The organism is Ornithinibacillus halotolerans (assembly GCF_014637405.1).
GTDB lineage: Bacteria > Bacillota > Bacilli > Bacillales > Amphibacillaceae > Ornithinibacillus > Ornithinibacillus halotolerans.
This window is the reverse complement of sequence record NZ_BMEY01000002.1, coordinates 63,648-85,866: the sequence shown is the minus strand read 5'-3', so window position 1 is coordinate 85,866 and position 22,219 is coordinate 63,648. Positions and strand designations below refer to the sequence as shown.

At 35.6% G+C, this 22,219-nt stretch carries 26 protein-coding genes; 10 read left to right on the top strand and 16 right to left on the bottom strand.

Translation table 11 applies throughout. The annotated features are described in order from the left end of the window. Nucleotides 1-232: 232 nt before the first annotated feature. From hemQ to IEV35_RS02290, 5 genes are all read left to right on the top strand, one after another. Nucleotides 233-982 (top strand): hydrogen peroxide-dependent heme synthase, encoded by a 750-nt coding sequence (hemQ, locus tag IEV35_RS02310; protein WP_188383081.1) that lies wholly within the window; start codon nucleotides 233-235, stop codon nucleotides 980-982. A 56-nt stretch (nucleotides 983-1,038) separates the two neighbouring features. Continuing rightward, on the top strand, nucleotides 1,039-1,182 hold the full coding sequence (locus IEV35_RS02305; protein ID WP_188383080.1) for a hypothetical protein: 144 nt from the start codon (nucleotides 1,039-1,041) through the stop codon (nucleotides 1,180-1,182). An 89-nt stretch (nucleotides 1,183-1,271) separates the two neighbouring features. Further along, complete coding sequence (locus IEV35_RS02300) at nucleotides 1,272-1,694, top strand: cell wall hydrolase (RefSeq protein WP_188383079.1); 423 nt, start codon at nucleotides 1,272-1,274, stop codon at nucleotides 1,692-1,694. A gap of 25 nt (nucleotides 1,695-1,719) precedes the next feature. Beyond that, a complete protein-coding gene (gene gerQ, locus IEV35_RS02295) occupies nucleotides 1,720-2,184 on the top strand; it encodes a spore coat protein GerQ (RefSeq protein WP_188383078.1) in 465 nt (154 codons plus the stop codon). A 101-nt stretch (nucleotides 2,185-2,285) separates the two neighbouring features. Then, nucleotides 2,286-2,537, top strand: a complete 252-nt coding sequence (locus IEV35_RS02290) for a hypothetical protein (RefSeq protein WP_188383077.1) — start codon at nucleotides 2,286-2,288, stop codon at nucleotides 2,535-2,537. Here the strand turns inward: IEV35_RS02290 and IEV35_RS02285 are convergent. The 3 genes from IEV35_RS02285 to IEV35_RS02275 form a co-directional block, all read right to left on the bottom strand. Further along, nucleotides 2,532-2,900, bottom strand: a complete 369-nt coding sequence (locus tag IEV35_RS02285) for a DUF423 domain-containing protein (protein ID WP_188383076.1) — start codon at nucleotides 2,898-2,900, stop codon at nucleotides 2,532-2,534. The two genes, IEV35_RS02290 and IEV35_RS02285, sit on opposite strands and share 6 nt — an antisense overlap. 14 nt (nucleotides 2,901-2,914) lie before the next feature. Next, complete coding sequence (locus IEV35_RS02280; protein WP_188383075.1) at nucleotides 2,915-3,214, bottom strand: YwdI family protein; 300 nt, start codon at nucleotides 3,212-3,214, stop codon at nucleotides 2,915-2,917. Between the two features lie 126 nt (nucleotides 3,215-3,340). Further along, the gene (locus IEV35_RS02275) at nucleotides 3,341-3,496 is read right to left on the bottom strand and encodes a hypothetical protein (RefSeq protein ID WP_188383074.1); all 156 of its coding nucleotides are present in this window, start codon (nucleotides 3,494-3,496) and stop codon (nucleotides 3,341-3,343) included. Nucleotides 3,497-3,860: 364 nt separating this feature from the next. Between IEV35_RS02275 and IEV35_RS02270 the strand changes: the two genes are divergently transcribed. Then, nucleotides 3,861-5,207 (top strand): YjiH family protein, encoded by a 1,347-nt coding sequence (locus tag IEV35_RS02270; protein WP_188383073.1) that lies wholly within the window; start codon nucleotides 3,861-3,863, stop codon nucleotides 5,205-5,207. A gap of 135 nt (nucleotides 5,208-5,342) precedes the next feature. Here the strand turns inward: IEV35_RS02270 and IEV35_RS02265 are convergent, their stop codons facing one another. Beyond that, the gene (locus tag IEV35_RS02265) at nucleotides 5,343-6,335 is read right to left on the bottom strand and encodes an acyltransferase family protein (protein ID WP_188383072.1); all 993 of its coding nucleotides are present in this window, start codon (nucleotides 6,333-6,335) and stop codon (nucleotides 5,343-5,345) included. A 702-nt stretch (nucleotides 6,336-7,037) separates the two neighbouring features. Continuing rightward, nucleotides 7,038-7,877: a non-homologous end joining protein Ku gene (gene ku / locus IEV35_RS02260; RefSeq protein ID WP_188383071.1), complete on the bottom strand. Its 840-nt coding sequence runs from the start codon at nucleotides 7,875-7,877 to the stop codon at nucleotides 7,038-7,040. Nucleotides 7,878-7,983: 106 nt separating this feature from the next. Here ku and IEV35_RS02255 point away from each other — a divergent pair, with 106 nt between their 5' ends. Then, nucleotides 7,984-9,795, top strand: coding sequence for a DNA ligase D (locus IEV35_RS02255; protein WP_188383070.1), 1,812 nt, complete (start codon nucleotides 7,984-7,986; stop codon nucleotides 9,793-9,795). A 61-nt stretch (nucleotides 9,796-9,856) separates the two neighbouring features. On the opposite strand, the gene IEV35_RS02250 is transcribed toward IEV35_RS02255, so the two are convergent. The 3 genes from IEV35_RS02250 to chrA all read right to left on the bottom strand — a co-directional run bounded on the left by IEV35_RS02250 (nucleotide 9,857) and on the right by chrA (nucleotide 13,200). Continuing rightward, complete coding sequence (locus IEV35_RS02250) at nucleotides 9,857-11,251, bottom strand: L-cystine transporter (protein WP_188383069.1); 1,395 nt, start codon at nucleotides 11,249-11,251, stop codon at nucleotides 9,857-9,859. A 296-nt stretch (nucleotides 11,252-11,547) separates the two neighbouring features. Then, nucleotides 11,548-11,988, bottom strand: coding sequence for an OsmC family protein (locus IEV35_RS02245; RefSeq protein WP_188383068.1), 441 nt, complete (start codon nucleotides 11,986-11,988; stop codon nucleotides 11,548-11,550). A gap of 30 nt (nucleotides 11,989-12,018) precedes the next feature. After that, nucleotides 12,019-13,200: a chromate efflux transporter gene (gene chrA, locus IEV35_RS02240; protein ID WP_188383067.1), complete on the bottom strand. Its 1,182-nt coding sequence runs from the start codon at nucleotides 13,198-13,200 to the stop codon at nucleotides 12,019-12,021. 168 nt (nucleotides 13,201-13,368) lie between these two features. On the opposite strand from chrA, the gene IEV35_RS02235 reads away from it, so the two are divergent. Next, on the top strand, nucleotides 13,369-14,319 hold the full coding sequence (locus IEV35_RS02235; protein ID WP_188383066.1) for a DUF4003 family protein: 951 nt from the start codon (nucleotides 13,369-13,371) through the stop codon (nucleotides 14,317-14,319). Between the two features lie 276 nt (nucleotides 14,320-14,595). Here IEV35_RS02235 and IEV35_RS02230 read toward each other — a convergent pair whose 3' ends face one another. The 5 genes from IEV35_RS02230 to IEV35_RS02210 form a co-directional block, all read right to left on the bottom strand. Continuing rightward, nucleotides 14,596-14,925, bottom strand: a complete 330-nt coding sequence (locus IEV35_RS02230) for a hypothetical protein (protein ID WP_188383065.1) — start codon at nucleotides 14,923-14,925, stop codon at nucleotides 14,596-14,598. A gap of 2 nt (nucleotides 14,926-14,927) precedes the next feature. After that, nucleotides 14,928-15,446 carry a hypothetical protein gene (locus tag IEV35_RS02225; RefSeq protein WP_188383064.1) on the bottom strand — a complete coding sequence of 173 codons (519 nt, stop codon included), beginning with the start codon at nucleotides 15,444-15,446 and terminating at the stop codon, nucleotides 14,928-14,930. Beyond that, nucleotides 15,446-15,652, bottom strand: coding sequence for a helix-turn-helix transcriptional regulator (locus IEV35_RS02220; RefSeq protein WP_188383063.1), 207 nt, complete (start codon nucleotides 15,650-15,652; stop codon nucleotides 15,446-15,448). Before IEV35_RS02220 ends, IEV35_RS02225 begins: the two co-directional genes overlap by 1 nt. A gap of 174 nt (nucleotides 15,653-15,826) precedes the next feature. Beyond that, nucleotides 15,827-16,186 carry a DUF488 domain-containing protein gene (locus tag IEV35_RS02215; protein WP_373284682.1) on the bottom strand — a complete coding sequence of 120 codons (360 nt, stop codon included), beginning with the start codon at nucleotides 16,184-16,186 and terminating at the stop codon, nucleotides 15,827-15,829. Between the two features lie 177 nt (nucleotides 16,187-16,363). Beyond that, nucleotides 16,364-18,097 (bottom strand): phospho-sugar mutase, encoded by a 1,734-nt coding sequence (locus tag IEV35_RS02210; RefSeq protein WP_188383062.1) that lies wholly within the window; start codon nucleotides 18,095-18,097, stop codon nucleotides 16,364-16,366. Nucleotides 18,098-18,335: 238 nt separating this feature from the next. Between IEV35_RS02210 and IEV35_RS02205 the strand changes: the two genes are divergently transcribed. Beyond that, on the top strand, nucleotides 18,336-19,400 hold the full coding sequence (locus IEV35_RS02205; protein ID WP_229740611.1) for an AI-2E family transporter: 1,065 nt from the start codon (nucleotides 18,336-18,338) through the stop codon (nucleotides 19,398-19,400). 381 nt (nucleotides 19,401-19,781) lie between these two features. Here the strand turns inward: IEV35_RS02205 and IEV35_RS02200 are convergent, their stop codons facing one another. Then, the gene (locus IEV35_RS02200) at nucleotides 19,782-20,630 is read right to left on the bottom strand and encodes a GNAT family N-acetyltransferase (RefSeq protein ID WP_188383060.1); all 849 of its coding nucleotides are present in this window, start codon (nucleotides 20,628-20,630) and stop codon (nucleotides 19,782-19,784) included. Nucleotides 20,631-20,730: 100 nt separating this feature from the next. Between IEV35_RS02200 and IEV35_RS02195 the strand changes: the two genes are divergently transcribed. Then, entirely contained in the window at nucleotides 20,731-20,910 is a 180-nt protein-coding gene (locus IEV35_RS02195) for an SE1832 family protein (protein ID WP_188383059.1), read from the top strand. Between the two features lie 90 nt (nucleotides 20,911-21,000). Here the strand turns inward: IEV35_RS02195 and IEV35_RS02190 are convergent, their stop codons facing one another. After that, nucleotides 21,001-21,585 (bottom strand): hypothetical protein, encoded by a 585-nt coding sequence (locus tag IEV35_RS02190; protein ID WP_188383058.1) that lies wholly within the window; start codon nucleotides 21,583-21,585, stop codon nucleotides 21,001-21,003. Continuing rightward, a complete protein-coding gene (locus IEV35_RS02185; protein ID WP_188383057.1) occupies nucleotides 21,572-22,075 on the bottom strand; it encodes an RNA polymerase sigma factor in 504 nt (167 codons plus the stop codon). The genes IEV35_RS02190 and IEV35_RS02185 overlap by 14 nt, the downstream gene beginning before the upstream one ends. Between the last annotated feature and the right edge of the window lie 144 nt (nucleotides 22,076-22,219).

Here is a 22,219-nt window from a genome sequence, read left to right as displayed (position 1 = left end):
TACCTCCATTTATCTGATGCTCTTAATATGTATCAACTTTTCATTACATAAACATCTTACTCCTTCATCATAGTACAATACGTTTTCCATGTTAAATAATCAGTCCCATTAAAATATGTCAATTTCTTGTCAAAGCGGTTAACATTTTGAGAATTGGTATAAGCTGTTTTTAAATACATAATATTTTATGATATAGTAACCTTGCCGATAACTTTTGAAGGAGAGATACATAATGGTAGAAGCTGTCGAAACAATGGATGGTTGGTATAGTTTACATGATTTTCGCTCAATAGACTGGAGCTACTGGAAACAAGCTACACCAGAAGTTCAAAAAGAAGCAATTGCTAGTTTTGAAGAGCTAGTTACAAAATGGGATGCTGTTGAAGAAGCAAAAAACGGCTCTCATGCGATGTATAAAATTGTTGGACAAAAAGCAGATCTAATGTTTATGTTCCTTCGTCCGACAATGGAAGAATTAAACGAACTAGAAACAGAACTAAATAAATCCAAGTTCGCTGAATTTTTAATTCCAGCTCACTCCTATGTGTCTGTAGTTGAGCTTTCTAAATACCGTCCTGCCAAAGACGGAATTGATCCAGAAACATTACCAGAAACGCAAGCACGTCTTAAACCTATTTTACCAAAATGGGAACATGCCTGCTTCTATCCAATGAACAGACGTCGTGAAGGCGATGAAAACTGGTATACATTAGAGAAAAATGTTCGTGGTAAACTTTTATATGAACATAGTAAAACAGGACGTAAATACGCTGGTAAAGTAAAACAAATTATTACTGGTTCTATCGGTCTTGATGACTGGGAATGGGGCGTAACACTATTTGCTCATGAACCTCTTCAATTCAAGAAAATTGTCTATGAAATGCGATTTGACGAAGTAAGTTCCCGTTATGGAGAATTTGGTGAATTCTTCGTTGGAAATCTTCTTAAAAAAGAAGACATTGCTCCATTTTTAGAAATATAATTTTTTATTGAGACTTCCTTCTTAGGTGGGAGGTCTTTTTTTGTGCGATTCTGCCTGTGTTTTGGCGAGAAGCTAAAGATTTGGGTGAAGTGGCTAAAGTTTGGGTAAAACTGGCTAAAGTTACCCCAAAAGTTGCTAAAGATTCCCAGATCCTTGCTAAAGATTATGTCAACCCGCAAAAACAACCCAGTAACACCTAATTTTTTTCAATTAATTTCTCTTGTCATATCACTTTCCGCCCACTCATACATATAATCATAGTAGACCTTGGAAGAAGTGAGGTGTACGAATGGCAGTAATAGCACATAATGCAGCAGATATCGATCTATTAGCTAGATTAATTCGAGCCGAAGCTGAGGGAGACGGTAATTTAGGCATGCTTATGGTTGGAAATGTAGGTGTGAACCGTGTCCGTGCTGATTGCTTGGATTTTAAAGATATAAGAAATATTAATGACATGGTCTTTCAACGTCCAGGTGGTTTTGAAGCAACAATTAAAGGATATTTTTATCAGCGAGCTAGAGAATCAGAAAAACGTTTAGCTCGACGTACGATTAACGGGGAACGATTTCACCCCGCAACGAATTCCTTATGGTTTTTTAAGCCTGAAGGGAATTGTCCTGCACAATGGTATAACCAGTGGAACACTGGGAGGTATAAATCACATTGTTTTTATGCTCCAACACCTTCCGATTGTCCAACTGTTTTTTAACAATTAAATTTTAGGAGGTTTTATTATGACTGACAACCAAGGAAAGTCACAGCACAGTGCTAATTTCGGGCATCAGCCTTACTATTATTTCCCACAAGCCTCTCCAGCATATTATCCAGCAATGCACTATCGCCAATTTCCAACTCCACCACAAATGCAGCAACAACAACAACAGCAATTAGCATCTGACAATGTTCCAGGAATGCTGCCAACGGAACAATCTTATATCGAAAATATTTTACGATTAAATCGTGGAAAAGTAGCAACTGTTTACATGACATTTGAAGGGAACAAAGAATGGAATGCTAAGATATTCCGTGGTGTAGTAGAAGCAGCTGGTCGAGACCATATCATACTTAGCGATCCACAAACTGGAAAGCGTTACTTATTGTTAATGGTATACCTCGATTATGTAACTTTTGATGAAGAACTAAATTATGATTATCCGGTTGGAAATTCTGGTCAGTTGGCCACATATCCACCTAGATAAGGAAAACTAAACAGATTCTCACTTTGAAAAACAATCATAAAAAGGATGGTACCCGATTGTACCATCCTTTTTTCACACATTATAATTAGTGAGGTGATTCCATGCGACACCCTTATGAAAAATTCATTCGCGGTGAGCTAGTTGCCATTGGCCTAGCCCTCCTATTCGGACTAATAGCATTAATTCAAGGTATATTTATCCTGATTATCATCGGACTGTACCTTGTTTCCGCAAGCTTAGCCTTTGACGGCTTAATCGGAATGAATATGCGCAACCAAGTCCATGGAATAAAACAACTGTTACGAGCAGGGTTGCTTTTTATATTTGCGACGTTTCTTTTGTTTTTCTTATAAAAATTTCATAACAGCATAGCCAACTAGTACCCAACCAATTAAGAAGGCAACGCCACCTATTGGAGTAATCATCGCAAACATTTTAATACTTGTTGTGGAGTATACGTACAAGCTACCGGAGAATATAATTATTCCCGCTAAAAAGAACCATCCTGCACTAGAAAGACTTCCCGATTGAAACTTTAATCCTAAGATTCCTACAACAAATAATGCGACGGTATGAAACATTTGATACGTTACTGCCTTTTCCCAAGTACCTATTGCTTTCTCTGATAATTTCCCTTCTAATCCATGGGCTCCAAAAGCACCTAGTGCCACAGCTAAGAAGCCATTAATTGCTCCTAAAATTAAAAAAATCTTCATGTTCATGCTCCCCTCTAAAAGTCAAAAATGGAATCTCCATTTCCTTCTTCATCTAATTCTATTGATTTCTTAAATGATTGCTGTGCGGATTTTGAGACATTCTCCTTGCCAAACATTGCTTTTAATTCCTCAGCACTTATTTCAGAGGATTGACCTGATGATGTTTGTGGTTTGTCTTCCATTAATATTAAATCACATAATAAACGTATCTTATCTACATGTTTGATCAATTCCGATTGATTATTATGATGCAACCGTGCACTTTTTAGCTCGTCCATCATTTTCAGCAAGATTGTTTCATTTGCAACTGCCAATTTGGCCACTCCTATTCTCCGTGAATTCATCCTTCTTTATCATACATAAGAAATCGCTAATCTTAAAGTATAGACGTTTATAAAAAACAAAAAAAGCCTTGATACACTCAAGACTTACTTTTACATTTACGAGAATATTAAATTGGGGGGGATAATTGACTGAGTTGAGATCTCATGTAAGTAGCGCTTAAAAACCCATTGCAAAAACGCTTCTTCATCTTCTGTCAATGGACGATTCAACTTTGTTTCAAAGTCTTTATGCATTTGCATGTAGTTTTCCATACGCTTGATTCCCCTTCCACCTATTCTCTTACCTTATATATTACAATTGTTTGAAAATATACGCAACACTGTTTTTCTTAATTAGTTACATTTCACTAAATTAATAATATAAATGACAAATTATCCCTTAAACCTAAAACTTTCTACCCCAAACAAACGTTTGTTTAAATGCGTATAAAGTCGATAATAGTAACTTTTATGGAAAAAACATCGAAATTAGGACATACGAACTAAATTCTATAAAACTAATAAATTTATAAAAATACATTTTGACATATAATTATTCAACCTTTATACTAATTACTAGTTTAAAGAAAGACAAAATCATACATCCTAGTAGTAGATGATTATAAGGTGGATAATTATGAGAAAAACTTACACATGGAAAGAACATTTAAAATTTATTATTCCTTCGATACTCGGTATCTTTTTATTTATTATACCTATGAAGGTCGATGGTGGATTCACCATTCCGATTGCAATATTAGCGAATTGGGTACAAGATAAGCTCGCTAGCCAATTATCGCTCATTATGATGATCATCATCACGATTACCGCAGTTTTAACAGTTGCTGCAAAACTCATTGGTTACCAGAAGCTTAGACGATTCCCATTTTATCAAAAATTACTTTACGTAAATTGGTTCTGGACAATCACGAGAGTGCTTGCTGCTGTATTTGCGATTATGGTTTATTTTCAACTTGGACCAGTTGCTATTCATGGCGAAGATACCGGCCAATTATTATTAGATAGTTTATTACACGTGCTTTTCGCTGTATTCCTTTTTGCTGGAATATTTTTGCCGTTATTAATGAACTTCGGTTTAATGGAATTATTTGGAACATTAGCAACTAAATTTATGCGACCTTTATTTAAATTACCTGGCCGCTCCTCTATTGATGCATTAGCATCTTGGATTGGTGATGGTACAATTGGTGTCTTACTTACAAGTAAACAATATGAAGAAGGATATTACACGAAACGTGAAGCTGCTGTTATCGGGACAACATTCTCTATCGTATCGATTACTTTTTCACTCGTTATTATTCAAGAAGTAGATCTAGACCATATGTTTCTTCCATTCTATCTCACTGTACTAGTAGCTGGATTAATCGCAGCCTTAATTATGCCAAGAATCCCGCCACTATCAAGAAAAGAGAATACGTATGTGACAGAACAAGCAGATGGAATTAGCGAAGAAATTCCAGAAGGATACAATTCGTTCACACTTGGCTATGAAAAAGCAATTCACCGGGCTAAGAAAGAATCTAGCATCTATAAATTCTTTAAAGAAGGTAGCCAAAATGTATTAGATATGTGGATGGGTGTCGCTCCAGTTGTAATGGCTTTCGGTTTAGTTGCACTTATTATTGCTGAATATACACCATTATTCCAATGGCTTGGGTTACCATTTATTCCATTATTAGAGCTCATGCAAGTTCCATTCGCTAAAGAAGCATCTGAAACAATTTTAATTGGATTTGCTGATATGTTTCTACCTGCAGTAATTGGGGCTTCCATTGAAGCAGATATAACCCGCTTTATCATCGCAGCTCTATCCGTAACACAATTAATCTATATGTCCGAAGTCGGAGGGCTTTTACTTGGATCTAAAGTACCAGTTAACTTTAAAGACTTAGTCATTATCTTCCTATTACGGACGCTTATTACACTGCCAATTATCGTTTTAATGGCACATTTAATCTTTTAAACAAACGTTTGTTTACGTCTATGACTGACAAAAAGCTGATTCCTAATATGGAATCAGCTTTTTTACCTGTCATTTATTTCTAGAAAAAGGGGGGGCTACTATTATATACGCATTTTCTACATAAAAAGTTTCAGGTTAGCTGAATTTTTTCATATATTTTTTCATATAACTTGTTTTACATTCAATGAATGGCTGGCTCAACGTGAGGACTGGTTTACTAGATAAAACGAGAACGACAATTACTGAGACACCGACAAGGCCCAGCACATCCAATAGATGATTCACGGTAAACACATCATATGCCCGGAAATATTGAATAATAAAGCCATGTAATAAATAAACGTAAAGTGTTCGTTCTCCTAAGTGAGTGACACTATTTCGTTTCGTTGGAATCCAAGCAAATACACTTGCAGCCATCAGTGCGGAAGTAACATATACTAGTATTCTAGCGATTCCTCCAAATTCATCCATCCCTAGATCAAAATAAGACTTAGAAGCAAGTAACCAACCAGTATTTATTTCTGGTGCGAAATAGATACCCATGGCTATTACCGCCATAATTACGATAGAGATTACTTTTATACTTCTTTGTTTTAACCACATAATATGTTCTTCTTTTAACCAAAATCCTAACAGGAAAAACGGGAAAAATACAAAAGTTCTCGATAAGCTAAAAGTATGACCTACCGCTTCAACATACCCAACAGTAATCCCTAATATTACAGCAACACTAACACTTACATACGCAGGCATCCGTTTAAATAAAATAAGCAATAGATGCCAACAGAATAAACTGATTAAAAACCATAAAGACCAGTGCGGATAAAATATATCGGTTAACCAATTGGATTTTCCAATTAGATAGTAATAGGAAGAATATATTAATTGAAAGATTAAATATGGAAGTAAAAGTTTCCGCCCTAACTTTAACAAATACCCCTTATTTCCAAACCCTTTCGCAAAAAATCCTGAGAGAAAAATAAATGCTGGCATATGAAACGTATATATCCACGTATACAAAGTATGCATGCCATTGGAATCAGTAATATATGGTTGAATCATATGCCCAAACACTACTAAAAAAATAAGTAGCAGTTTCGCATTATCAAAAAAAGCGTTACGTTCCAAGATGCTCTCTCCTTCACTATGATTTGTCGTGGTGTGTAATACTTATCTACCCACTGCACCATAGTAATACGCGTTGTCCTTATCGATTTAGCATGGTTGTTAAGGACATGTAATTGCATTGAAAGATTGATAAAAAATTGTAATGTTTTTGGAGAGAGTTATTAGATACTAAGTTTGGTGGATTGGATGGTAGTTTGGGTGATTTGCCGAGAGAACGGAGATTGGGACGGTGGTTTGGCAGATTATCCTAGATTACGGCTGATTCAACACCAGTTTGGAAGATTATCCTAAAGTACGGGCGATTCAACTCCAGTTTGGCTGATTATCCTAAAGTACGGGCGATTCAACTCCAGTTTGGCTGATTATCCCAAATTATGGGCGATTCAACACCAGTTTGGCAGATTATCCTAAAGTACGGGCGATTCAACTCCAGTTTGGCTGATTTTCCTAAATTTCGGCCGATTCAACCACAGTTTGGCTGATTATCCTAGATTACGGGCGATTTAACCACAGTTTGGCAGATTACCCCAAATTACGGGCGATTCAACTCCAGTTTGGCAGATTACCCCAAATTACGGAAGATTCAACACCCATTTGGCAGATTAACCTAAATTACTGCCAGCACAGATTCAACCAAGGCTAGTTCTCCCCATCTAATAAAGCAACAAACACCAAAAACCCCCTACAAAGAGGGGGCTTCCACTATGCTTCCTTTTTCTTCTTCGCTGTTGTTTTTCGCTTTTTAGGCTGGGATGGTTTTGGTTTGTCTTTTTTGGCTCGTTCCAGTGATGCTTGAAGTGCTTCCATAAGATCGGTTACATTATCCGGTTTTGCTTTGTCTTTGGCGGTTATTGTTTCATCCGCATTTTTCTTTTCTTCGATTAAATCCAACAATGCGGTTCGATAATCGTCTTTATATTTCTCAGGATCAAATTCTGTCGTTAATTGGTCGATTAGCATTTTTGCGGTATCCAGTTCTTTCTTCGCTGTTTCGACATTTTCTGGTACGTTAGGAACTTCGTTTACATCTCTAACTTCATCTGGGTAATGAATCGTTTCCACAACTAATGTATTTTTATAAATACGAATGACAGCTAGTTGTTCCTTAGAACGAATCATCATTTTAGCGACACCAATTTTTCCAGTTTCTTCTAATGCAGCACGTAATAGCCCATATGCTTTACTTCCACCTTCATTAGGGGACAAATAATAACTTTTTTCAAAATAGATGGGATCGATATCCTCTAGTTTTACAAAGTCGATTATTTCAACTGCTCGATCTTCTTGTTCTTTTTTTAACTCCTTTAGGTCTTCCTCATCTAAAATAACGAATTTATTTTTCGCATATTCATATCCGCGTACAATATCATCTGCACCTACTTCTGTCTCACACACCGGACATACTTTTTCATATTTAATGGGAGACTTACATTCTTTATGCAGTTGTCGTAAGGAAACATCTTTATTCTCCGTTGCGGCATGCATTTTTACAGGAATATTAACGAGCCCAAAGCTAATCGTACCCTTCCACATTGTATGCACGATACATTCCTCCCTTTTTCTTAGTTTGTCGTACATCCATCTTTTTCATCCAAGCATGATTATTTTGCCACGTTTTCAACCATCTTATAAAAAAGGGGGCAATAAAATGGATGTCATGAAGCCAATTGCAAGTCAAGATATCCCTACCGGAAGTGAATGGTTATATGAAGTAAAATATGATGGTTTTCGCTGTGTGCTTCATTGGGAAGCTAGTGGTGAGATTCGATTAACGAGTAAAAATAAAAAAGATCTGACAGCTCAATTTCCAGAGATTGTCACTTATTGTAAAGAAAAAGTAAATGACGTAAAACAGTTTTTACCGGTAAAAATCGATGGTGAACTCGTTATTTTAAACAATGCTTATCAAGGGAATTTTGGATTATTACAAACAAGAGGAAGATTGAAAAATAAAACATCCATTCAAAAAGCATCTACTAAAAGACAGGCCTCCCTTTTAGCGTTCGATCTCATTCAATTTAATGGGTCAGATTTAACTAAAAAACCATTTGAAGAACGGAAGAAAGCACTCCTGACTTTTTTTAATAAAAGCAATTTAGGCAAAGGAACTTGGAGTAGATTAGCTTATGTAACAACCTTCCAGAACCCAGAAGAGATAAGTAAGCTCGTGTTTGACCATAAAGGAGAAGGCATTATAGCTAAACGAAAAACTAGTACTTATGGGATTGGGAAAACCCATCGAGATTGGTACAAAATTAAAAACTGGCGAGAGATTCACGCCTTTTTAACGACATATGACAGTAAAAATGGCTATTTTGATGTGCATGTTTTAGAGGGGGAGCATTTATTTGCAGTAGGAAAATGTAAACATGGAATAGACGACGAAGAACTAAATACGGTAAAAAAGTTATTTTTAACGAATGGAGAGAAACAAGGAACTCGTTATACACTTCCTCCAGCTATTTGTGCATCCATCCATACATTAGATATTTATGATAATGAACTGCGGGAGCCTGAATTTAATCGAATTGCACCAGAAGTGAAGCCAGAGGAATGTACGAAAGACCGACTTCAACTGGATCTAGCGATGTTACCGCAACATATTGATTTTGCCAATACGGAAAAATTGTATTGGCCCGATGTCAATATAACGAAAGGAAATTTCCTCAGCTATATGCGTGAAATTTCTCCGTATATGTTACCCTTTCTTAAGAATCGAGCATTGACAACGATTCGCTGTCCAGACGGTGTAACAGCAGAATCTTTTTACCAAAAGCATCTCCCCTCCTATGCTCCTGAATTTATTACGGGAATTGGCGATGGGGATGAAAAACTAATGATTTGTGATTCCTTGGAATCATTAATGTGGTTTGCTAATCATGGTACCCTTGAATTTCATGTACCTTTTCAAACTATAACTAGTGTTTACCCAAACGAGATTGTATTTGATTTGGATCCACCAGGTAGAGAGAAATTTTCCTTAGCAATTACGGCAGGGCTTCTTATTAAAGAACTTTTAGATAATCTCAAGCTTACTTCCTATGTAAAAACTTCCGGCAATAAAGGACTGCAAATCCACATACCTATTCCAGAAGGCAGTATGTCCTATGAGGAAACGGGTGTCTTTACGCAAGCTATTGCCTATACGGTTGAAAACCAACAACCCGATTTATTTACAACGGAGCGGATGAAAAACAAGCGAAAAGGAAGATTGTATATTGATTATGTACAACACGGGAAGGATAAAACAATAATAGCTCCATACTCGACAAGAAAAACTCCAGATGGAACAGTTGCAACACCATTATATTGGGAGGAAGTAACAGAGAAGTTAAGACCTGAGATGTTTACAGTAGAAAACGTTGTAGAACGAGTACAGACACTTGGTTGTCCATTCCAAGATTATTTTCACATGGCAGATAAGCAAGACGTCGAAGCGATCAAAAATTTAATTCAGTGACAAACCCTTATCTTCCAATATTAAACAAAAAGCCGCCCCATTTTAGGGAACGGCTTTTATATTATACTGATTTTTCTTCAGCAATTGCTGTTTTATCATTAAATACCTTCGTATTGAAGTTTCCCAAAATACGTGAAGTTAATGTTCCTGCTAACATAGAACCATTTACATTTAATGCAGTACGGCCCATATCGATAAATGCTTCGATAGAGATTAATAACCCAGCAAGACCGACTGGTAATCCCATAGAAGAAAGAACGATTAATGCTGCAAATGTAGCACCACCACCAACTCCAGCGATACCGAATGAACTAATACCAATGATTAGTACAAGTTGTGCTAAGAATTCAAACGTAAATGGATCAATACCGACAGATGGCGCGATCATAACTGCTAGCATAGCTGGGTAAATACCAGCACATCCATTTTGCCCCATTGTTGCACCGAATGATGCGGACATATTGGCAATTCCTTGTTCTACTCCAACTGCATTTTTCTGTGCAGAGATGTTTAATGGAATAGTTCCTGCACTTGAACGAGATGAGAACGCAAAGCTTAGTGCAGGGAAAACTTTTTTCAACCATGTGAATGGATTTAAACCAAATACACCGACAAGAACTAAATGAAGAATAAACATCGTTCCTAACGCTGCATAGGAAGCTAATACAAATTTACCTAATTGTAAAATTCCTGCAAAATCTGTACTTGCAATCATATTTGCCATGATTGCTAAAATTCCATAAGGAGTTAATCGAAGTACTAATGTAACGATACGCATAACAACTGCGTATATCGCATTGACGATTTTAGTAAACATTTCTGCTTGTTCTGGATTTTTTCTTCTTACTCCTAGTACTGCTATCCCTACGAAGATAGAGAAGATAACTACTGCGATTACTGAAGTCGAACGACCACCTGTCATATCAAAGAAGATATTAGATGGAATAAAGTTTAAAATACGTTGTGGAGTAGATACTCCTTCAACTTGTGTTGAATAACGTTCTTCTAAAGAAGCTGCACGTTCTTGTTCTGCTTGACCTACAGTAATTTCTTCTGCATTTAAATCAAAGATTGCTGCTGCACCTACACCAATTAATGCGGCAACCATAGTAGTTACGATTAATATACCAATGATCCATCCGGCCATTTTTCCTAATTGTGCCGTTTTCTCTAAATTAGTAATGGCTTGAATGATCGATACCATTACTAAAGGCACAACGATCATCATTAGGAAGTTGATATACCCTCTTCCAACGATATTATACCAATCTGTTGTTTGGACTAGTGTCTCTGACCCTGTTCCATAAATCCATTGTAATACGGCACCTAGTACGATACCTAAACCTAAAGCTGTGAATACACGTTTCGTAAAGGAAACATGTTTCTTTTGCATATAAACTAATAAACCGATAATTGCTAGTAATACTATGATATTTAAAATAACGAACCAGCTCATTGTTTTTCCCCCTACTGTTTTATTAAAAATGTATGTCATACTGGTCTTTATACTATAAGTATATTAATCCGATAAAAATAGTATGCTTTAATAAGATATAATGGTTTTAGTAATGTGTCAAGAAGATAATCTTGTTTTTTTATTATGGATAGTTTCTCCAATATTCAGAAGTTCATGCTTGAGATTAGGGGATAAGAAAAGAGGATGGAACATACCTTTTGATAAATCCATTCCTCCTCTTTCTACTAAAAAAGTGCTAAACCGTATGATTTAGCACTTTAATTATATTGATATTTCTATAAAATTGTCTCTTCCAATTCTAGTTCTACATTTCCTCTTATTGCTCTTGAGATCATACAGCTTGTCTCTGCTTTGTGAACGAGTTTTCGTAGTAATGTATACTCTTTTTCCATCGCATTTTCTTTAAGCTCTACAGTAGGTCTATGAATAATCTTTTCGTAGGTAAATACGCCATTTGTCACATCAACAATACCTTCTGATTCTAAAGCCATTTCTTTTAATGGTAAATTCGCTCGCTCAATCATCGCTGCCAATGTGATGATATAGCAAGTAGCTGCGGCTCCGAGGAGCATCTCATCTGGATTAGTCCCGATACCCGGTCCATCCATCTCCGTTGGAATAGAAATCTTCGTCTTTAAGTTACCTGCATCGATAAACCCTTCACTATTTCGTCCACCAGGCCAGTCCGCTTTTAAATAAAAATGATGTTGTGCCATTTCGTTTCACCTCTTACCAATCATTATAACCTAACCAAAAAAGAAGTGTGAAGCTTCACCTAACACAATTCCAATAATGACAATTTGCCATGCTGGTGTTTTCCAGAAGTACATAAGCGCGAATAAAATTGCCGCAATCGAAAAGCTTGCTGCATCGGTAATCGAACTTGTAAATACAGGATCATAGAATGCTGCAAGTAAAATACCTACAACAGCTGCATTAACACCTGTTAAAATACCTTGGAAGCTTTTATGTTTGCGAAGTGCACTTAAGAATGGTAATGCACCAATGACTAATAAGAAAGACGGAAGAAACATTGCAACTGTTGCAATAATACCACCAATCAAACCATTCATCATCGTTCCAATATAACTCGCAAATGTAAATAATGGCCCTGGAACTGCTTGCGCCATCCCATATCCAGCTAGAAACTCACTACTCGTTAACAGTCCATTCGGTACAACCTCTTGCTCTAATAATGGAAGAACAACATGTCCCCCACCAAAAACAATGGATCCAACACGGAAAAATGTATCAAATAGACTAATATACGCATGATCGACGAATTGATTTATAATCGGAAGTCCAACTAATAAGATAACTAATATAGAAAGTGAAATGATTCCTTGTCTTTTCGTAATCGATAATGAAAAAGTCTTTATGTTAGACTCTGCCTGTTTCGAAAATACAAAATAACCTAGTACGGCTGCACCAATAATAATAGCTATTTGTACAAGTGCAGACGGGAATAATAACATAATAATCATAGCAACAACAGCAAGCGCAATTCTCGGTTTATCAGGTGTTAATTTTTTCCCCATACCTAATACTGCATGTAATACAACGGCTACTGCTACTATTTTCAAACTAGTAATCCAATTTGCATCCCCTAATGCAAATGATTGAAAGGCTAATGCAAATAGTATAAGTACAATGACACTTGGAATGGTAAATCCAAACCATGAGATAATCCCACCTAATAGTCCGCCACGTACCATTCCAATTGCAATTCCAACCTGACTACTTGCGGGACCTGGTAGAAACTGACAGAGTGCAATAATGTCAGCATATGTTTTATCATCAAGCCATTTCCGCTTATCAATATATTCATTTTTAAAATAACCTAGATGTGCAACGGGCCCACCAAATGACGTTAGGCCAAGTTTCAATGATGTTCCTAAAATTTCAAGTAATGAATTCTTTTTGTTCATATGTCCCCCTAATAAAAAATGATGTTTGTACTAAAATAACATATTATTTACACAATGCCTTAAAATTCACATAGAATTTACAATTTAATTTGCTAGTCTCTACCGTGAAACTTTAAGGGACGCTTACACGTATGATAAGTAAATAAAACCATTTAAAGGGGTTATCACATGCATGCTAGATTGAATCTACTAGTTCAAAATTACGAACAACTGAAGCAGAGTTTAAAGTGGAAAGTTTCAGATGATAAGGTGCTAATGACCGTTTCATCTATCTATGTCATAAATAATCAAACATTTGATTTACAAAGACTATTGGATTTGGCTAATGCAATCAAATCTCAAGCAGGTCTTTTTTCCCCATTACGATCCCAAGCAAGATTTACAACTGCTGCGATGCTAGACGTAAAATTTAATCAACCAGAAGAGAAAATTCAAGAACTATTCAATTTATATAATGATTTTAGAGAAGAAAGATTCGTGCGAGGAATATACACCTATATATCTGCTATGATTCTTCTAGTCATGGATGTGGAAGATAATAAGTCAATTATTTCACGAGCGAAAGACATCTATGATGGAATGACGAAAGAGCATATGTTTTTAACTTCAAATAGTGATTATCCACTAGCAACTTTACTTGCCCTTGAAAACCGTCCGGATATGATTACTCATATTGAAAGTTTTTACGAAGAACTATCAAAAAATGGTTTTCGTAAAGTAAATGATTTGCAGTTTCTTAGTCATATTTTAGCGTTAGGCAATATGGAGAGGAATAGGTTAATCAGCCAAGTTTTACAAATAACGGATAGATTTAAAGAAAATAATATGAAAGTAAAATCATTATACTATCCTCTAATTGGCATGCTTTCTTTACTTCCTATAGATTCTATTTCTATTGAGCAGATTGCAGATACTTATCATGAGCTGAACCAAATGAAAGGTTTTAAATGGCAGAAAGATATGAATTTTATTTTGTCGGCTAGTTTGTATATTAGTGACAAACTGGAGAATGAAGGGTTAGCGGAAACAAGCCTTACCATTTTATTAGAATCATTAATGCAAGCCCAACAGGCTGCGATGATTGCAGCAACTAGCGGGAGTACTGGGGGAAGTAATTAGATGATTGGATAAAAGCTTTCCCAACAAAGTAAAAACCGAACTTTACATTTTGGGTGCGACTAACCCGCTCCGGAAATATACTTCGCTTTCCGCAGGCGGCTGCTGAGCCTCCTCGTGCTAACGCACTGCGGGGTCTCACCTATGCCTTTCTTCCTGCTGGAGTCTCCGTATATTTCCGGAGCTGAATTATTGATTATTTGTTATTAACTTAATTTACTTCTATTCTATTAGTTGTTCCGATTCTAATATTAGACTAGGGAAGTAAAAAATTGTAATCTATCTCAACTTACGATAGATCTTATACCGGTAGCCATTATAATCAAAGTTCTTCTTTCCTGTTGCGATTTTAACGGAACCTGTAATATCTTGAGATGCCAGTTGTAAATCTTTTTGGATGGTGACTAGTTCTGCTTTCTCCTCGTTCATAACGAGGTAAAAACTTTCCCTCGTATTCAACTGTTTAGCGACTGTTCCGACGGACAAAATATTTTCAGTAATAAAATCAAATATATTTCTACCTGTACCATGTAGTTTTTTTGGAAGAAGTTCAAAGATCGTGTCATTCTTTGTTGCGTATTGAAAGATTTTTTCATCGTACTTATTCATCATTACTCCTCCAGGTCTTCTAATTTCTTATTGTATTTTCTAACATTCCACTCCTCCCATACAAATGAAATGGCAAAGAACACAATAATGGACATAATAAACTCCATGCCTAATACATAGATAATATTCCAAGTCTCATTTAAATTCGGAAATAAGAGTAGATGTTGCCAATCCTTTTCAATGAAAAAGGTGGAAAGGATGGTAAGAATTAATACAGCAATTGCAAATCCAACTGAATCCCAAAAATAGTATTTTTTTCTACTCTTTCTAGCTTCTTTGGTCAATTCTGTTGGGACGTTTTCCCCTGACACCATTTTAGGAATGGATAAACTCTCATCTTTTCTTGCAAACCAAGCGATAGAAGCAGGAATTAAGACGATAAAAATAATTTCCAATGTGCTATTTGCAATATCTTTCGTGTCCACATATTTCCATATAGCTGAAACAAACAATCCGACATATAACAATGCTAAAGTTATTCCAATTCCCCTTGCAATCATTTGCTGGCTTCTCTCATCCATTACTTTTCCTCCTCTACGTACTCAAAAATTTCTTCAATTGATACGTTAAATACTTTAGCTATATCCCATGCTAGTTTAAGCGACGGGTTATAGTTGCCCCGCTCCAAATGACCAATTGTCTCTCTTCTAACCCCAACAAGCTCTGCTAATGTTTGCTGATTCATGTCGTATTTTAAACGATATTCTTTTATTCTTGTTTTTAACAATAGGCAATACCCCTTAAATGTTATAAATATATCTCTTTATGTTATAAATATATAACATTGCTTACTAAACATCAAGCGAATTATGGTATTCCTTTCCAATAAAAAAGATGATTAATTTCGCTTTTGTTACTAAGCGATATAAATCATCCTCACAAACTTCTATAATTCTCTATTCTATTTCTTCAACAATTCCATTAATACAAACGTTTGATTAAATGTTTCTTCCTTTGCTCCATATAGTAAAGTTACTGTTCCAGATGTATTTATAATTATTTGTTTCAGTTCTGTTAAGGCTTCATACTGCAATCCTACCTTTAGTTCACTTATGTATCGCTCTTTAAATTCTTCAAATTTGTTTAGATCATGGTTGTACCATTTTCTTAGTTCGTTCGAAGGCGCAACTTCTTTTAACCAAAACCCGAGTTTTGCTTTTTCTTTGGAAATTCCTCGTGGCCAAAGACGATCGACTAAGATGCGGATACCATCATCACTAGAATAAGCTTCGTATATTCGCTTGCTCTTTATTATCGCCAAATTAGATTACCCTCCTAAGAAAAAGAGCTTGGGTATAATAATATTTCTATCTAAGGTAATATCGAGTATTAGTGCATATGCAAATAACCAGCCCCAGAAATATACTTCACTTTCCAGGGCTGGTGTGATGCGTTTTCCTCTTTTACATATCCTGATAGAGATATAACCCAACCTCTTCTATGAAATAATCTCATTCATAACCTTAGTCATTGTTTCCTTCAGGGCAGCAAGTGCTTGTTCACTTTCTTGTAGACTAGTACCACAAGTTCCGTAATAACATTTAATTTTTGGTTCTGTTCCAGATGGTCTTAGACAAACCCAACTATTGTTTTGCAGTACAAACTTCAATACATTTTCTTTTGGGAGTTCAATTGTTTCTATTTCATTAGTAGATAGAAGATGACGTTCACTAATTAAATAATCTTCTACCGCTTCCACATTGTAGCCAGCAATTTCCTCGAATGGATTTTTACGAATGGTGTCCATTATTAAAGCTATTTTCTCTGAGCCTTCTTTTCCTTTTAAAGTTAAGGAAGACATCCCTTCTCGATAATAGCCATGTCTTTCATACAATACTTCTAAAGCATCTAGTAATGTCTTGCCTTGCTTTTTCCAGAAATATGCCATTTCACTTGCCATAACAGCAGCTTGGACAGCATCTTTATCACGTGCAAAGCTACTTATTAAATAACCATAGCTTTCCTCATAACCAAATACAAACCTTTCACCTGTTGAATCGAATTCGTGGATTTTTTCACCAATATACTTAAAACCTGTCAACGTGTTAATCGTATCTACACCATAATGTCGAGCAACTTCTTGTCCGAGTTCAGACGTAACAATTGTTTTTAATATTTTAGCATTGGAGAGATGTACATCTTCTAAATGTGATAAAATATAATCAATTAATAATGCACCAAGTTGATTTCCTGTTAGGACGGTATATTGGCCATTATTATCCTTCACTGCCACACCTAATCGGTCCGCGTCAGGATCTGTTCCTAAAAGAATATCTGCATTAACCTTTTTTCCAAGTTCAATAGCCATTGAAAAGGCTTGATGTTCTTCTGGGTTTGGTGATTCTACGCTTGAAAATTCTGGATCTGGTTGAGCTTGTTCTTCCACAACAGAAATATTTCTAAAGTTTAATTGTTCTAGTCCTCTTGTTACTAGGGAATATGCAGTACCATGTAGTGGTGTAAAAACAATAGTTACATCTTTGTCTTGTTCCATCTCCTCTACGGGAAGCTTAGAAATTTGACGTAATTGTTCCAAGTAAGCATTATCTACTTCTTCACCAACCCAGACTAATAACTGCTTTTCTTCTAATTCAGCTTGTTCCATAACAGGGATGGCTAGTTCGTTTTCTATCTTAGAGATATTCTCGATAATTTGATTCGCCTCTTCAGGGATCATTTGGCCTCCATCATCATTATAAACTTTGAAACCATTATATTCCGGAGGATTATGGCTCGCTGTAATCATCGCACCAGCAGCTGTTCCTAAATAGCGTACAGCAAAAGATAATAACGGAGTAGGTCTTAACGATTCAAATACATACGTACGAATACCAAAGGTTCCAAGTGTTTTTGCCGTCTCAACAGCAAATTCCTTCGACATATATCTTGAATCATAAGCAACGACAACACCACGTTCCTTTACATTAACCGTATTTTCTAGTAAGTAGGAAGCTAGTCCATAGACGGCTTTACGGATCGTATAGATATTCATCCGGTTTGTACCGACACCCAACACACCGCGAATTCCACCTGTTCCAAATGATAGTTCTTTATAAAAAGCATCTTCTAATTGTTGTTCATTTGTTTTAAGTTGTTCTAATTCTTGTTTCAGTTTCGAATCTAGCTCTTGAAATTGATTCCATTTATTATATACTGACTTCCAGTTGCTCATCTGCTTAGTCCTCCACATGTTTATCTGACCAAATTCTAACATATTAGATGGTAATTATCTAATAACGGAACGGTAGTTTAATCTTTCATTTTTTCGGATAAAATTAATAGTAATAGAATGTGTTATTTTTATGTAAAAATAGATTTAATGCATGCGAAATCATGCAAGATAATATATGATTACTTAAAGAATATAGAGAGTGTGATGAAAATTGCTGAATAAACGCTGGTTTCAAATATTGGTTGCCTTAATTTTATCTTTTCTATTAATCTATCTTGTCTACAAAACGAGATTTATTTTTGACCCGGCTTTTAAATATATCGGAGCAATAGCTTTTCCTCTTATTGCAGCCGGATTACTATACTATTTAACTAGGCCTGTCATGAAATTTTTACTTAAATATAAAGTACCTAAGCTATTAGGTATTCTGATTATCTTTGTACTAATCATTCTAGTCGGATTCGTATTTACAATGTTTATCATCCCAATTGCCAGAGATCAATTTGAAAGATTTGTTGCAAACATTCCTACGATGGTAAAGGCTGCCCAGGATGTTATTGATTACATACAAACAAATGAGAGTATACAACGGATCATACCTGAAGAAGTCGATGAAACCATTGATAATATTATGGCTAATTTACAAAGCTATATTGAAGGATTTATGACCTTTCTTATCGGCTTTATTAGCCAAATAGTTGGATTTATTTTCTCGCTTGTTTTAGTACCGTTCTTCTTATTCTTCATGCTGAAGGATGGAGAAAAATTCATGCCATTCGTTACGCAAATCTTTGAACCGAAAAAGGCAAGTAATCTCCGCAACCTTTTGCAAAAGATTGACCATACACTTTCTGCTTACATTCAAGGACAGCTTTTAGTGAGTTTAAGTATTGGGGTTATGCTATTTATCGGGTATTTAATTATTGATTTAAATTATGCATTATCGTTAGCTTTATTTGGGATGGTAATGTGTGTCGTGCCATTTATTGGACCGTTTATAGCTGTGGTACCAGCAGCAATCGTAGGGGTTTTCGAGGATCCAATGAATGTAGTTTGGATTGCAATCATTATGATTATCGCCCAACAAATTGAGGGGAACTTTATCTCTCCAAACATCATGGGGCATGTACTCCGAATTCACCCCTTAACGATCATTACTATTATTTTAGCAGCTGGAAGTATTGCAGGATTTATAGGAATCTTATTTGCAGTTCCATTCTACGCTGTTGTAAAAGCAATTATTGTTCATTTCTGGGAAACGTATCAGGATACGAGGAAGAATAAAGAAGATGCATTAATATAAGTAGTTATAGTGAGTGCTTCTATAGGACCTTTTGAAGCTGTTAAGAGCTTTAATGGGAATATAGAAGCACTTATTTTTCTTTGCTTGGTTGTTATGAAGTTGGAAGGTAATATAGGATGAAGCTATGTTACCTTTTCAATGACCTTGATACTGAGAAGGGGACATAGAAGTGCTCTATCGACCCTTCTCTACTGTTTAGGGAGGGAAAGGGAGCATAGAACCGCTCTATAGAACCTTCATCATTGTTATTAGCTCGGAATGGGTACCTAGAGCAGTTCTATATGACCTTTACCACTCTATACCCACCAATAGGGTACATAGAACCACTCTATAAGACCTTCTACCACTTCAACAGCGCTAAAGGTAATATACGAAATCCCTTCAATCCAATCGATAATCTACCGAATCGCCAACAACATAATATCCAATTTTCTTATAAATACTGTTTGAAGTCGGATTGGCTAAATCCGTATATAAAGTACAAAACTTAGCACCATCATCTAATAGTTTCTGAGATAACGCTGCTACTACACTTGTGGCATAGCCATTTCGTTTATATTCGTCTGGAGTGAATACAGCATTGACGGTTGCACCATTACGTGTCTTTCTCGAATTGTTTGCCATAGAGACTAGTACCCCATTTTGTTCCCATAAATATAATGATTTTCTTTGTATATAAGAAGTTGCCATACTTTCTGCTTGTGTTTTTGTCATCGGCAAATTCGCCTGTTCACCAAAGTAAATGAGCCAGTCCCTAACTATAGATTGATGTGTTTGATCAGCTTGAATAAGCTGTCCATTTTTAACTGGTTCCACTTTTACCTCATCCAATTGATAGATTAGTTGTTTCATATGTAGACTAGCCGTTTTATTCGTTTTTTCCTTCCAATAAGAGAGAAATACTTCCGCTACTTCAACTTGCCCAATAGCACCTGGAACTGGATATTTATGTTGAAATAAAAAATCCGTGATACTTCGAATAATAGTTTCATCTAAGTTATTTACTGTAGGAAGAATCCACTTGTTTGGAGGTGTTTGCATAAACGCATAGACTGCTTTACCCCCCTCTTCCACAATCCCTAGATGAATGCCATCAACGAATACGCCAACATTATTCTTCCCCCGGTCTAATAAACCTAACATTAAACTGTTATTAGCTTCATGTTCTAGTAATAGTTCCTCTACTTTTTCTAAATAACGATGGATGGATGATTCTAAGTAAATCTTCATGTATTTCTCCCCCTTTGTTAGAATAATTGGATTTATTATACACGAATCGTTTGAGTTGTAAAAGAGTTCCTTGTAAGATTATTAGTAAGAGGTGAATAAATTGACCAAAAAAGAATTAGAAGACAAATTAGATGAACTTAAATCAGATTATGTTCGTATTCAAAGTGATTTAGATAAACTAGTATATGTGCGAGGGAGAGCTTCTTCAGCGGAGGAACAGCTTATTCGCTTAGAGAAAGAAATTGCAGAGGTACGTAGACAGCTAGAAGAGTTTGAGTGAGTATGTCGCTCAAAAAAACATATATTAAACTATGAAAAATGCAGAAGGATTATTACTCCTCTGCATTTTTCTTTTGTTACAACTAATTTTTTATTTCTTCACAAAAAACACACCGCTACGATGATAAAATGTATTAGCCAAATTCCTATAATAACTTACCTTATCATAGTCTTCCATCTCAAAAATAACTTCATTAATCTCAGCAAGATATTCACTGCCAGCCTTATCACTTTCCTCTAGAGTGAATCTAATTTCTACATACTCATTATCATTTTCATAATAAAGGATCAGTTCGTCATCATTTAACTCGTATGTTCCCTCTCCGTATCTGGCTGTTGAAACTGTCTCATTGTCTATAAATTCTATTGTCATAATGGAGTATAATTTATCAGGGCTGCTATTAGGATCTGGAGTTGAAATAGCAAACGATTGACCAGACAAATCTCCACTAGCCATTTTCGTAGGTAATCCACTTAATACTAGCGGAATGAAAATTATTAAACATGCGATTGCAGCTATATATGGAAATACGTTAATGGTTAACTTTCTCTTCTTATGAGCAGACTGAACTTGCATCCACATTTCCTCTTTTAATCCTTTTGGCACGTTAATCGCATTCATTTCCTTTGTTACATGTTCCTTTATACTTGCTTCTAATTCGTTATTCTTGGACATCACTATCACCTCCTAATTGGTATAGATCAAATAATTTTTGTTTTGCACGATGTATTCTTGATTTAACAGTTCCTAATTTAATGGAAAGTTGCTTAGCAATTTCTTTCTCAGGTAAATCTTCTATATACTTCAATATCAACACCTGTTTTTGTTCAGGTGGAATACTTTTTAAATAGCTTTCTAACTCATCTTTTGTATAGTTGAATTCATCTGAGATGTGAGCATGTTCTTCCTTTAATTCATATGTTATTAGTTTTTTATTTTTATTATAAATATCAATGGCAGTGCGTGAAGCGATTGTTGTTATCCAAGCATTTATTTTCGTTTGATCTTTCATCTTCCCCAAATTTTTAAACACTTTTATAAATGTATCGTGTGTTGCATCTTTTGCTAGTTCCTCATTTTTCAAAATATAAAAAGTTGTTTTATAAACTTTTTCGAAATAGTTTTCATATATATCTCGTTCTTTTAATCTATTAATTCCAAGCACCCCCTCTATGTATATAGACTTAGAACTACACGTAAAAGTTCCTTTAATAAATCATTTATAAAAGAAAATTATCTCACTTTAACTCTAAAATAAAAATAGTGGGTAATATCATCCAATGATGATCTTACCCACTATTTATGTTAA